A 12,247-nucleotide genomic window follows, 5' to 3' on the forward strand; every position below is an offset into this window, starting at 1 on the left:
GGCCGCATCAGCAGCCGTGTCCGCACCACTCTCCGTGCGGGAACCCTCATCGCGATCCGTACCCGGAACCGGACTCGAACCCGGGCCCGGAACCGGACTCGAACCCGGGCCCGGAACCGGAACCGGAACCGGAACCGGACTCCAGCCAAGGGGCCTCTGCCGGGCCCACAGGCCACTCATGGCCGTACTAGCGGTTGGATGTCGGCGAATCGGCGGTCGCCGATTCCTGTGACTTGGCGAAGCTCGTCGACGGACCGGAATCCACCGTTCTCCGTGCGGTAGTCGATCATGCGCTGGGCCAGCACGGGCCCGACCCCCGGCAGGGTTTCGAGCTGATCCGCGGTCGCCGTGTTCAGGCTCAGCGGTGCCGCGGGGCCGGGCAGCCCCGGCGCACCCGCCGCCCCTTGCGATCCGCCTCCGCCGCCGGTCGCGCCGGGGGCGGTGAGGCCGGGCGGAAGACCGACGACGACCTGCTCACCGTCGGCCAGGACCCGCGCCCGGTTGAGCCCGGTGACATCGGTGCCGTCCCTCACACCACCGGCCGCACGGAGCGCGTCCGCCACCCGCGAGCCCGCCGGGAGCCGACGAACGCCCGGCCGGTGCACCTTGCCGCTCACATCGACCACGACCTCCCCGCCCGCGGCCGGGCCCTGCGCTTCCCCGGCAACCGGGCGGGGCACCGGGTCGGGGCCGCCGGACCGTAACGGCTCCTGCGGCAGCGTGAGGTCCGTCGCGTCCCCCTCCGCGGCGACCGGCTCCGGCGCACGCACCGCCTGGGGCCGCGCGGACCAGAAGTGGAACGCGCCAAGAGCCACGGCGGCGAGCAGCACGAGGCCCAGCACCAGCGGCGTCCGCGGGGCCAGACCGCACCGGAGCCGCACCCACAACGGCAGCCGCTCCCGGACCGCCGACACAAGACGACGGGCACGCGACGGCTCGCCGGACACCTCCGGGACATTCGCGCCGTCGTCGCGCCCCGCATCCCGCTCGGGAGCGGCGACGGGGACGGAGGCGGGGACGGAGGCAGGGACGACAGGGACGGAAGCAGGCCCGGGGTCCACTCCGCCGTCAGCCCCGGGGACGCCCGCCATCAGCGCATCCGCCCGCCGTCGACCCGCCGCAGCGGCAAGGGCGGCATGCCCCCGCGCGGAGTGGCGCCCACCCCTGCGGTGGCGCGGGCGGGCAGCGTGTCGAGACCCGGGCCGGATGCCCGCCCGACCGCTCGGGCGAGTGCCGGAACCGTGCCGCGGCCACCCGGGCGGCCGCCCCGGCACAGGATCAGGATCAGGATCAGGCAGAAGATCGTTCAGCTGAGCTGACGAATGGATGGACGACTGGACGGAAAAGGCATCGGGAGCGGACACCCGAGGAGTTCGAAGGGCCATGCCTCACGACGTTAGGCACATCCGTCCGAACCTGCTGAGCAGCCCCGATTCCTGTGGAAAGACCGCCAGTTGTGGATAACTCGACCACTCCTCGGGGTGAAAAACAGCCCCGCCCCGAAGAATGACGGAACCACAATCACGGAACCACGAGCCACGAGCCACGAGCCACGCGCCACGAACCTCGATCACCGCACCGAGATCACCGCACCCAGCAGCCCCGGCCCCGTGTGCGCACCGATCACCGCGCCGACCTCGCTGACGTGCAGGTCGACCAGACCGGGGACACGTTCGCGCAGCCGCTCCGCCAGGCGGTCGGCGCGGTCCGGAGCAGCGAGGTGGTGGACGGCGATGTCCACCGCCGCTTCGCCCGCACGCTCGGCCACGATCTCCTCCAGGCGGGCAATCGCCTTGGACGCCGTCCTTACCTTCTCCAGCAGCTCGATCCGGCCTCCGTCGAGCTCCAGGATCGGCTTCACCGCCAGGGCGGACCCCAGCAGGGCCTGGGCCGTGCCGATACGGCCGCCCCGGCGCAGATAGTCCAGCGTGTCGACATAGAAGTAGGCGGACGTCCCGGCCGCCCGCTTCTCCGCGGCCGCCGCCACCTCGTCCAGGCCGCCCCCCGCCTCCGCCGCCTCCGCCGCCGCGAGGGCGCAGAATCCGAGGGCCATGGCTACCATGCCGGTGTCCACCACCCGTACCGGGATGGGGGCGTCCTTCGCCGCGAGCAGCGCCGCGTCGTACGTGCCTGAGAACTCCGCCGAAAGGTGCAGCGACACCACGGCGTCGGCCCCGCCAACTGCCGCCGCCCGGTAGGCCGCCGCGAAGACCTCGGGGCTCGGGCGGGACGTGGTCACGGAGTGGCGTTTCTGCAGCGCCAGGGCGAGTGAACGGGCCGAGATCTCCGTGCCCTCCTCCAGCGCCTGATCGCCCAGGACGACGGTCAGCGGCACCGCGGTGATGCCGTGCCGTTCCATCGTCGGGCGCGGCAGATAGGCCGTGGAATCGGTGACGACAGCGACATGGCGGGACATGTGCCGGAGGTTACCTGGCGTACCGGGAGTGCGGCAGCCCGGCCCCGGGCCTCTGATCATTCATGGTCACTTCGGAACGTATGCGGTCGGAGCGCTTCCCGGATCGCGTACGTCAGTTCGTCGTTTCCGGCCGGGCGGACTTCTCCCACGGGTAGCTCGTGCGCTTCCGCGGGTCCGGTGCGGTGATCGCCTGCGGGGCCTCTTCGCCGGCCTGACCGGCCCAGGCCTCGTCGGCCGTGCTGCTGCTTCCGGCCGAGGCGGCCGGTTCGGGCCAGTCCGTTCCGGGGCCGTGGCCGGGGGTCGTGGACGTCCCGGGGCCGTGGCCCGGGGTCGCGGACGCCCCGGCACCCGGTGCACGCGACGGCTCCTCGACGGTCCAGTGCCGCAGCGCACCGGCCTCGACGTCGATCTGTGCGTTCAGCGCGTCCAGGTCGTCGTCGGCGAACTGCCGCGCCCGGTCCCGCGCCGCCCAGCGCAGCGACTCCGCCGAGTGCGTGATCCGCTGGGTCCGCTCCTTCAGCTGGGGCAGCAGGGCCGCGACCGTCGACCGGTCCGGCTCGCGCTCCAGCCGCTTCAGCTCGTCGTCCAGCTCAAGGCCGTGCGCGCTCAGCCGCCGGAAGAGCGCCACCGACTCCGAGAGCGAGGCGTCCTCCGCCACACCGGCGTGCAGGGCGTCCTGGGTGGCGCGCATCGACGTCCGCAGGGCGAGCCGGAGCTGTGCGAGCTCGCCGACGACACCGGGCTGGCCGAAGCTCTTGGCCCGGAGCGTGGTGTCCTCCACGGTGCGGCGGGCCTGCGTGATCGTGCGGTCCACGCCCCGCTTGGCCGCGCCGACGACCTTCACGGTCACGTAGACGCCCAGCGCGATGAACGCGACGAAGAGCAGCGCCAGGATCGTGATCGCGGCTTCCATGAATGCCCCTCGGTTTCTCGATGCGGCCCGCCGATACCGGTCGCCCCCTCCACCGTAAACGGAACGGGCAGGCCGAGGGTTCCTTCGGAACCCCCAACCTGCCCGTAGGGGATGGCCCTAACCATCCGCAAAGGCCATCACGCCACCCGCAAGAACCGTCACGCGGGGACGATGTTCACCAGCTTCGGGGCACGCACGATCACCTTGCGGATGCCCGCCCCGCCCAGCGCCGCCACGACCGCGTCGTCAGCCAGGGCCAGCGCCTCCAGCTCCTCGTCCGTGACAGACGGGGAGATCTCCAGACGGGCCCGGACCTTGCCCTTGATCTGGACGACGCAGGTGACCGTCTCGTCCACGACGTACGCCGGGTCCGCCACGGGGAAGTCCTGGTGGACGACCGACTCGGTGTGGCCCAGCCGGCGCCACAGCTCCTCGGCCACATGCGGGGCCAGCGGGGCGATCAGCAGGACCAGCCGCTCGGCGACCGAGCGCGACAGCGGGCCGCCGGCCTTCGTCAGGTGGTTGTTCAGTTCGGTGATCTTGGCGATGGCGGTGTTGAACCGCATGCCGGCCAGGTCCTGGCCGACCCCGTCGATGGCCTTGTGCAGGGCCCGCAGAGTGTCCTCGCCGGGCTCCGTGTCGACGACGGTGACCTCGCCGGTCTCCTCGTCGACCACATTGCGCCACAGCCGCTGCAACAGCCGGTACTGACCGACGACGGCCCGCGTGTCCCAGGGACGCGACACGTCCAGGGGGCCCATCGCCATCTCGTACAGGCGCAGGGTGTCCGCACCGTACTCGGCGCAGATCTCGTCCGGCGTGACCGCGTTCTTCAGGGACTTGCCCATCTTGCCCAGGACGCGGCTGACCTTCTCGCCCTCGTAGTAGAAGCCGCCGTCGCGCTCCTCCACCTCGGCGGCCGGGACGGCGATGCCCCGGCTGTCGCGGTAGACGAAAGCCTGGATCATGCCCTGGTTGTACAGCTTGTGGAACGGCTCGGCCGACGAGATGTGGCCCAGGTCGTGCAGCACCTTGGACCAGAAGCGCGCGTACAGCAGGTGCAGCACGGCGTGCTCGGCGCCGCCGACGTACAGGTCGACACCGCCGGTGGGCTGGCCCTCGCGCGGGCCCATCCAGTACTGCTCGATCTCCGGGTCGACCAGCTGCCGGTCGTTGTTCGGGTCCAGGTAGCGCAGCTCGTACCAGCAGGAACCGGCCCAGTTGGGCATGGTGTTGGTCTCGCGGCGGTACTTTCGCGGACCGGCCCCGTCGCCCAGGTCCAGCGTGACGTTGACCCAGTCGGCGTTGCGTGACAGCGGGGTCTCGGGCTGCGCGCTCGCGTCCTCCGGGTCGAAGGTGCGCGGCGAGTAGTCCTCGACCTCCGGCAGCTCCAGCGGCAGCATCGACTCGGGCAGCGGGTGGGCGATGCCGTCCTCGTCGTAGACGATCGGGAAGGGCTCGCCCCAGTAGCGCTGGCGGCTGAACAGCCAGTCGCGCAGCCGGAAGTTGACGGTGCCCTCGCCGACACCGTGCTCCTTCAGCCACTCGGTGATCGTCGCCTTGGCCTCGACGACGCCCAGGCCGTCCAGCGAGATCTCGTCGTTCGCGGAGTTGACCAGCTTCGCGTCGTACGAACTGAAGGCGTCGTCCCACGTGGAGGGGTCGGTTCCGCGGTCGTCGGACGGCTGGACGACACAGCGCATCGGCAGCTCGAAGGCGCGCGCGAAGGCGAAGTCGCGCGCGTCGTGCGCCGGTACGGCCATGATCGCGCCGGTGCCGTAGCCCATCAGGACGTAGTCCGCGATGAAGACGGGGACCTTCTCGCCGCTGACCGGGTTGGTGGCGTACGCGCCGGTGAAGACACCGGTCTTGTCCTTGGCCTCGGCCTGCCGCTCGACGTCGGACTTGGCGGCGGCCTGCTTGCGGTACGCGGTGACGGCCTCGGCCGGGCTCGCGTGTCCGCCGGTCCACACCGGGTGGGTGCCCTCGGGCCAGGCGGCCGGAATGATCCGCTCGACCATGTCGTGCTCGGGGGCCAGCACCATGTACGTGGCGCCGAACAGGGTGTCCTGACGGGTGGTGAAGACGGTGATGCCGCCCGCGGTGTCGACCGGGAACTCGACCCGGGCACCCTCGGAGCGCCCGATCCAGTTGCGCTGCTGCAACTTGATGGCCTCGGGCCAGTCCAGCCCGTCCAGGTCGTTCAGCAGCCGGTCGGCGTAGGCGGTGATGCGCATGTTCCACTGGCGCAGCTTGGCCTTGAAGACGGGGAAGTTGCCGCGCTCGGAGCGACCGTCGGCGGTGACCTCCTCGTTGGCCAGCACGGTGCCCAGACCGGGCGACCAGTTGACGGGCGCGTCGGAGGCGTACGCCAGGCGGTACTGGCCCAGCAGGTCCGCGCGCTCGGCGGCGGTCAGCTCGCTCCACTCACGACCGTCGGGGGTCGCGCGGGTGCCGTTCTCGAACTGCTCGACCAGCTCGGCGATCGGGCGGGCCCGGTCGGCCTCGGTGTCGTACCAGGAATTGAAGATCTGCAGGAAGATCCACTGCGTCCACTTGTAGTACTCGGACTCGATCGTCGCGAAGGAGCGGCGGTTGTCGTGTCCCAGCCCCAGACGGCGCAGCTGGACCTTCATGTTCTCCATGTTGGCCTCGGTGGAGACCCGGGGGTGCGTGCCCGTCTGGACCGCGTACTGCTCGGCGGGCAGGCCGAAGGCGTCGAAGCCCAGGGTGTGCAGCACGTTGTGGCCGGTCATCCGCTGGTGGCGGGCGTAGACATCGGTGGCGATGTAGCCCAGGGGGTGCCCGACGTGCAGCCCGGCCCCCGAGGGGTACGGGAACATGTCCATGATGAACTTCTTCGGCCTGGCGGCCAGCTCCGGGTCGCCCGCCAGGTCACCGGTGGGGTTCGGCGCCTCGTACGTCCCCTCGGCGTCCCAGAAGTCCTGCCAGCGTGCCTCGATGTCGGCGGCCATCGCCGCCGTGTAGCGGTGCGGCGCAGCCGTCTCGGCAGCGGAATTCGTCTCGCTCATGATCCTCAAAGCTCCATCGATCGTCATCTGCCGGGAAACGAAAAAACCCCTCGCACAGGAGGGGACGCCGCGCTGACTCCGACCAGGCGTTCTCACCGGTCGGAACTGTTCAGCGCGGCTCGCTAAGCAGAAGGCGTACGGCACGCATGGCGTCAGGGTACCGCACGGGCCCGGAAGGGAGCGGGGAGCGACCGGAGAGCGGACACGGCGCGCGAGAGCCGGGACCCCACCCTTCCCCCGTCGCCCTCCGTAGTCGGCGCGTGATGTTTCCGTGGGTGCGCGGTGTGCGTTCCGCGGACTTCCCGTGGGTATTCCACTGAGTCCTGGGGCGACTCACGGGACGGAGGGAACTCCCGGGAAGCGGAGGTTACTCGGCGTACCCACTTCTATCGGGGCAACCACGCAAAGCCCGTACTGGTTGGTATGGGGCGTCCTAGCATGCGGCAACGGGACCGCTTTGCCGAACTATTCGGAGTCGCCCCCATGAACCCTCATCGCAAGATCCGCGTATCCCCCACCATGAGCCCCGGAATGAGTCGGCCGGTACAGGGCGGCCTCACTGTCGCCGCCCTGGTCTTCGTCCCCCTACTCGCCGTCGCAGGGAGCGACGGCTTGCGCACCACCCTCGATTTCACCACCGGCGTCCTGTCGCTGGTGTCGCTCAGCGCGGCCGTCGCCTGGGGCCTGCTGGCCACGGACCGGCTGTTCCTCTCCACCCGCCAGCGGATCGTCTGCCAGGGCATCCACCGGGCCACCGCCGTGGCCTCGCTCGGCTTTCTGCTGCTGCACGGCACCGTGAAGGTCGCCCTCGGGCATGTCGATCTGATCGGTGCCCTCATACCCTTCGGCCTCGGCGTCACCGGCACGGCGGGACTGATCGGCTTCGGCTCGCTGGCCGGTCTGCTGATGGTCGTCACGGCCGCGACCGGCGCCCTGCGCAGCGCGTTCGCCCAGCCCTCCCCCACGGCCACCCGACTCGGCCAGTCGCTCGGGTCCCCCCGGGAGGCGGGCGGGATCGCGGGCCGGTGGCGCGCCCTGCACGGGCTGTCCTATCCGGCCTGGTGCGCCGCGCTGGTCCACGGCCTGTACGCGGGCCGCGCGCCCGCGACCTGGGTGGTCGTGATGTACGGCCTGTGCCTGGCCGGTGTCGCGGGCGTGCTGTGCCTGCGGCTGCTGCCCCGCCCGACGAAGCGGCGGATCGCCGACCGGATCGCGGAGCTGCTGGGCCAGGGCCCGCCGCCCGCCCCGGACCCGGTCCTGCGCGAGTCCCCGTCCTCCGGTGCGGAGCCCTGGTCCGACCCGGTCGGCTGGAGCGAGCCGGGCGGGGACGTACGGGGCACGCCCGTGCGCCCGCGCACCCTGTCGGCGCCGATACCCCCGGCGGAGTCCCCGCCGTCGGCGATCCCCGGCTCGCTGCACGAGGCACCGACGGAGACGCTGTACGGCAGCCGGGCACCCCTGTACGAGCCCCCGCCCCGCAGCGCCGACCGCATCACCTTCGACCCTCCCGGGGACACGCCGGTTCAGGGGTGGCGGAAGGGGCCCGGTCCGGGGATAGCGGCCGGATATCGCGCTGTCTCGCTCGGCGGTGGCCCCTCGCTCCCGTCGGAGAGCCGCTGGCCCTCGCCGTCCCCCGCACCTCCCGCACAGGCGCACTCCACATCCCCCGCGCCGGCGCACCCCAGTCCGTCCCACGCGGCCGAGCACACCTACGCGCCGCCCCAGGAACCACCTCTGTACGCATCCCGGTTCGACACGACACCTACTTATGGCACTCCGGAATACGACACCGGCGCGCCGACTCCGTACGCCCCGCCCTCCGCCCCGCTGCCTTCCGAAGGCGCCCACGGACCGGCGCCCACCGGCGGCATACAGGCTGACGCGACGTCTTCTTACGCAGCACCTCCTTACGGCACGCCTTCTTCTGGCACGCCGCCCCATTCCTACGGCACGCCGGAGTACGACAGCGGCCCCCCGACGCCGGACAGCACCACCACGACCACTCCCTTCGCCTCCCCCTTCACCGCCCCCGGCGCCGAGCCGCATGCCGAGCCGTTCGCCGCTCCCCCGGCAGGCGAGCCCTGGCACGCACCCGCAGGAGACCGACCGTGAACGTCCCCCTCCCCGATGTTCCCGAGGTCCGCGTCGTCGGCCTGCCGCAGCTGACCACCGGCTTCGACCTCGTGGAACGGCTCGACCTCGCCATGCACCTGAAGGTCCACGGGCCACTCGAACCGATGACGGGCGAGCGGCTGGCCGAACTGGCCGAGGCGATTTCCCTACGCGGAAGGGGAGGTGCCGGTTTCCCCTTCGGCAGGAAGCTGCGGGCGGTGGCGAAGGCGTCCATCCGCCGCGGTGTGCGGCCTGTCGTCGTGATCAACGGCAGTGAGGGCGAACCCGCCTGCCGCAAGGACACCGTGCTCCTCAACCGCGCCCCCCACCTCATCCTGGACGGCGCCCTGCTGGCCGCGGAGGCACTCGGCGCACGCACCCTGGTTGTCGCCGTCACCCGCAACTCCACAGAGGTGTCCGTGCGGGCGGCTCTCGCCGAGCGCGGCCTCTCCGACCGGCGCGGCCTGCCGCTGCGCGCCCGGGTGGTCCGCACCCCGGAACGCATGGTCTCCGGCGAGGCATCCTCGGTGATCCGGGCGGCGAACGGCGGGCCCGCCCTGCCGCCGGGCCGGCGCGAGCGGGCGGCGGAGACCGGGGTGGGCGGCGCCCCTACCCTGCTGTCGAACGCGGAGACGTACGCACAGCTCGCCGTCGCCGCCCGGATCGGCCCGCGCCGCTACGGGCACACCGGCCTGCCGAACGAACCGGGCACCGTCCTGCTCACCGTCTCCGGAGCGGTGGCGCGGCCGATGGTCATCGAGGTGCCGACCGGGGTGCCGCTGCGGTACATCCTGCAACTGGCCGACGCTCCCCCGCTGCCGCAGGGCGTCCTGACGGGCGGCTATCACGGCAACTGGATCGACGCGGTCTCCTCGCACAACGCCGTGGTCTCCCGCGAGTCCCTGGCCACCGTGGGCGGCGCGCTCGGGGCCGGCGCCATCCTGCCGATCGGGCCGGACACCTGCCCGCTCGGCGAGTCCCTCCGGATCGCCAACTGGCTGGCCGCCGAGACCGCCGGGCAGTGCGGTCCGTGCAAGCTGGGGCTCCCCGCCGCCGCGGGCGGCCTCTCCGACCTGCTGAACGGGGGCGGGCCCGCGGCCCTGGAGGCCCTGCGCGAGGTCACCCAGGCCGTGAAGGGCCGGGGGGCGTGCAAACACCCGGACGGTTCGGCGCGGTTCCTGCTCTCCACCTTGTCGGCGTTCACGGACGACCTCGCCGCACACGTCCTGGACGGCGGCTGCGGGCGGGAGACGGCCGGGGTGCTGCCGCTGCCCGGACCTGGCTACCAGGATCTGGAGGAGTCGATTCCGAGCGGTGAGAAGCTGGCCGTGGACTGGACGCTCTGCCAGGGCCACGGCCTGTGCGCGGACATCGTCCCCGAGCTCATCAGGCTGGGCCCCGACGGCTATCCGGCGCTGGCGGACGCCGCCGTACCAATGCATCTGCGCGGGCGGGCCCAGCGGGCCGTACGGCGCTGCCCCGCCCTGGCGCTCAGGATCGAGCAGCCGCCCGCCGAGACGCGCCCCGCCCTCCCGGCCGCCAACCGGCGGGCGCTGGGCAGCGGGCGCGGCTGACCAGGCAGCCGGACAGAAGGTCGGAACAAAAATAGCGGGCCACCCGATCCGGGTGGCCCGCTACTTCACTGTGGAGCTAAGGAGAATTGAACTCCTGACCTCCTGCATGCCATGCAGGCGCTCTACCAACTGAGCTATAGCCCCTTGTTGTTTGCCGCTCGGTTTCCCTTGGCGACATCGAGAACATTACACGGTCCCCCCGGTGCTTCACCAAATCGTTTCCGGTCCGTACCGAGATGCCCGATTCATCCCGGGTGAGTGATGAGCCGACCACAGGCCAGACGGTCGCGATCAGGCAGTCGCGAACGAGTAGAAGCGCTTGAGGGTGCAGTGCTCTTCCAGGAGCCTCCCGTAGATCGGCTCCCCCTCCAGCTCCCGGTACGTCTCGATGGGGTCGCCTTTTATGATCAGCGCCCGCGCGCATTCCTCGCACCAGTACTGGTACTCCGCGTTGACCGGGTCCATGTCCCTGACAATGGGCGTACCGCTGTCGCACCAGTCGCACTTACGCCTGTGTGCACCCATCAGTCAGCTCCAGCTGTGGCCGCAGGCCGTGCACACGTAGGAGACCCCTCCGTTGTCACCCAGAACCTGGGCGACATGGGACGAACCGCAGGACGGACAGCCGAGCCGGGATCGATCTTCGGACGTTGGAGAGCCGGAGCGCAGGGCGGCGACAAGCGGCAGGTCGGGGACGTGTTCGCGAGTCGCAGGCATCGCGCTCCCTCCCGATCGGTCCGTCGCCCCCTCCGGCGTTCCGATTCTGCCATGACCCCGCAAGAGGGTCAGCCCGCCGTGCGTCCTCCACGCAGAAGATCCCGCCCCCTGGTGGGGGCGGGATCCTAATTGTGGAGCTAAGGAGAATTGAACTCCTGACCTCCTGCATGCCATGCAGGCGCTCTACCAACTGAGCTATAGCCCCGCTGTTCGCTGTGTTTCCCTGCGTTTCCGCGCTGCGAACAAGAAGAACTTTAGCCTGTGACCTGCCGGAAAGTGAAATCCGGCCCGGTGCCGCCCGTGGACGGCCGGGAACGGCGCCCGGTCCGGCCCGATCCGAACGAGGCCCTAGTCGTCGTCGCCGAGCACCGGCTCGGGCAGCGTTCCGGCGTTGTGCTCCAGCAGCCGCCAGCCACGCGCTCCCTCACCGAGAACGGACCAGCAGCAGTTGGACAGCCCGCCGAGCCCTTCCCAGTGATGCGACTCCAGACCCAGCAGGCGGCCGATCGTCGTCCTGATCGTGCCGCCGTGGCTGACCACGACCAGCGTGCCATTGGCGGGGAGCTTCTCGGCGTGCTCCAGGACGACCGGAGCGGCCCGGTCGGCGACCTCGGTCTCCAGCTCGCCGCCGCCCCGGCGCACGGGCTCGCCGCGCTTCCACGCGGCGTACTGCTCCCCGTAGCGCTCGACGATCTCGTGGTGCGTCAGCCCCTGCCAGGCGCCTGCGTACGTCTCGCGAAGAGCCGCGTCATGAGCGACGGTCAGGCCGCTGACTGCGGCCAGCTCGGCGGCCGTGGCCGCCGCCCGCCGGAGGTCGGAGGCCACGATGGCGTCCGGCTTCAGCGAGGCGAGCAGCCGGGCGGCCCGGCGGGCCTGCCCGAGGCCGGCCTCGGTGAGCTCGATGTCCGTGGAGCCCTGGAAGCGACGCTCCAGATTCCATGCCGTCTGGCCGTGCCGCCAGAGGACGATCCTGCGGCCCCTGCCGCTGCTGCTGCCGTTCAGCTCTGGTCACCTTCCGTGCCGCCGTTGAGCTGCGCGTGCTCCTCGGCCTTGCCGCGGGTCTTGATCGCGTCCTCGGGGAGGGCGATCTCCGGGCAGTCCTTCCACAGGCGCTCCAGCGCGTAGAAAACGCGCTCCTCGCTGTGCTGGACGTGGATGACGATGTCGACGTAGTCGAGGAGGATCCAGCGGGCGTCGCGGTCGCCCTCGCGGCGCACCGGCTTGGCGCCGAGCTCCTTCTGGAGCCGCTCCTCGATCTCGTCGACGATCGACTTGACCTGGCGGTCGTTGGGGGCCGAGGCCAGCAGGAAGGCGTCGGTGATCGACAGCACATCGCTGACGTCGTAGGCGATGATGTCGTGCGCGAGCCGGTCGGCGGCCGCCTGAGCGGCGGCGTTGATGAGCTCGATGGAGCGGTCCGTGGCGGTCACATGCAGGCTTTCGTCGGCGGTCGGATACAACCTCTAGGGTCTCACGGACCGCC

The 12,247-nt window shown here is 71.3% G+C and carries 10 protein-coding genes and 2 tRNA genes; 2 read left to right on the forward strand and 10 right to left on the reverse strand.

The annotated features are described in order from the left end of the window. Positions 1-176: 176 nt before the first annotated feature. From RI138_RS09045 to leuS, 4 genes are all read right to left on the reverse strand, one after another. On the reverse strand, positions 177-1,091 hold the full coding sequence (locus RI138_RS09045; protein WP_311119488.1) for a helix-hairpin-helix domain-containing protein: 915 nt from the start codon (positions 1,089-1,091) through the stop codon (positions 177-179). Positions 1,092-1,570: 479 nt separating this feature from the next. After that, positions 1,571-2,416, reverse strand: coding sequence for a DegV family protein (locus RI138_RS09050; protein ID WP_096623345.1), 846 nt, complete (start codon positions 2,414-2,416; stop codon positions 1,571-1,573). A gap of 112 nt (positions 2,417-2,528) precedes the next feature. Further along, the gene (locus RI138_RS09055) at positions 2,529-3,329 is read right to left on the reverse strand and encodes a hypothetical protein (RefSeq protein WP_311119489.1); all 801 of its coding nucleotides are present in this window, start codon (positions 3,327-3,329) and stop codon (positions 2,529-2,531) included. Positions 3,330-3,487: 158 nt separating this feature from the next. Then, positions 3,488-6,361 carry a leucine--tRNA ligase gene (gene leuS / locus RI138_RS09060; RefSeq protein ID WP_311119490.1) on the reverse strand — a complete coding sequence of 958 codons (2,874 nt, stop codon included), beginning with the start codon at positions 6,359-6,361 and terminating at the stop codon, positions 3,488-3,490. Positions 6,362-6,892: 531 nt separating this feature from the next. Between leuS and RI138_RS09065 the strand changes: the two genes are divergently transcribed. After that, positions 6,893-8,473, forward strand: coding sequence for a hypothetical protein (locus RI138_RS09065; protein ID WP_311119491.1), 1,581 nt, complete (start codon positions 6,893-6,895; stop codon positions 8,471-8,473). Then, a complete protein-coding gene (locus tag RI138_RS09070) occupies positions 8,470-10,047 on the forward strand; it encodes an NADH-quinone oxidoreductase subunit NuoF family protein (protein WP_096623353.1) in 1,578 nt (525 codons plus the stop codon). Before RI138_RS09065 ends, RI138_RS09070 begins: the two co-directional genes overlap by 4 nt. A gap of 71 nt (positions 10,048-10,118) precedes the next feature. On the opposite strand, the gene RI138_RS09075 is transcribed toward RI138_RS09070, so the two are convergent. From RI138_RS09075 to rsfS, 6 genes are all read right to left on the reverse strand, one after another. Beyond that, a tRNA-Ala gene (locus RI138_RS09075) sits at positions 10,119-10,191 on the reverse strand. Positions 10,192-10,338: 147 nt separating this feature from the next. After that, entirely contained in the window at positions 10,339-10,572 is a 234-nt protein-coding gene (locus RI138_RS09080; RefSeq protein WP_096623355.1) for a hypothetical protein, read from the reverse strand. Positions 10,573-10,575: 3 nt separating this feature from the next. Further along, positions 10,576-10,764, reverse strand: coding sequence for a hypothetical protein (locus RI138_RS09085; RefSeq protein WP_096623357.1), 189 nt, complete (start codon positions 10,762-10,764; stop codon positions 10,576-10,578). Between the two features lie 132 nt (positions 10,765-10,896). After that, positions 10,897-10,969, reverse strand: a tRNA-Ala gene (locus tag RI138_RS09090). A gap of 143 nt (positions 10,970-11,112) precedes the next feature. Then, entirely contained in the window at positions 11,113-11,766 is a 654-nt protein-coding gene (locus RI138_RS09095) for a histidine phosphatase family protein (RefSeq protein ID WP_096623359.1), read from the reverse strand. Beyond that, entirely contained in the window at positions 11,763-12,194 is a 432-nt protein-coding gene (gene rsfS, locus RI138_RS09100) for a ribosome silencing factor (RefSeq protein WP_010062919.1), read from the reverse strand. Before rsfS ends, RI138_RS09095 begins: the two co-directional genes overlap by 4 nt. Positions 12,195-12,247 lie beyond the last annotated feature (53 nt).

Origin of the sequence: Streptomyces durocortorensis (assembly GCF_031760065.1) — a bacterium.
GTDB lineage: Bacteria > Actinomycetota > Actinomycetes > Streptomycetales > Streptomycetaceae > Streptomyces.

Excerpts from the sequence above, each read along its gene's own strand:
- RI138_RS09050 (WP_096623345.1), bottom strand. The coding sequence starts at position 2,416 with ATGTCCCGCCATGTCGCTGTCGTCACCGATTCCACGGCCTATCTGCCG.
- leuS (WP_311119490.1), bottom strand. The coding sequence starts at position 6,361 with ATGAGCGAGACGAATTCCGCTGCCGAGACGGCTGCGCCGCACCGCTAC.
- RI138_RS09080 (WP_096623355.1), bottom strand. The coding sequence starts at position 10,572 with ATGGGTGCACACAGGCGTAAGTGCGACTGGTGCGACAGCGGTACGCCC.
- RI138_RS09055 (WP_311119489.1), bottom strand. The coding sequence starts at position 3,329 with ATGGAAGCCGCGATCACGATCCTGGCGCTGCTCTTCGTCGCGTTCATC.
- RI138_RS09045 (WP_311119488.1), bottom strand. The coding sequence starts at position 1,091 with ATGGCGGGCGTCCCCGGGGCTGACGGCGGAGTGGACCCCGGGCCTGCT.
- RI138_RS09085 (WP_096623357.1), bottom strand. The coding sequence starts at position 10,764 with ATGCCTGCGACTCGCGAACACGTCCCCGACCTGCCGCTTGTCGCCGCC.
- RI138_RS09065 (WP_311119491.1), top strand. The coding sequence starts at position 6,893 with ATGAGTCGGCCGGTACAGGGCGGCCTCACTGTCGCCGCCCTGGTCTTC.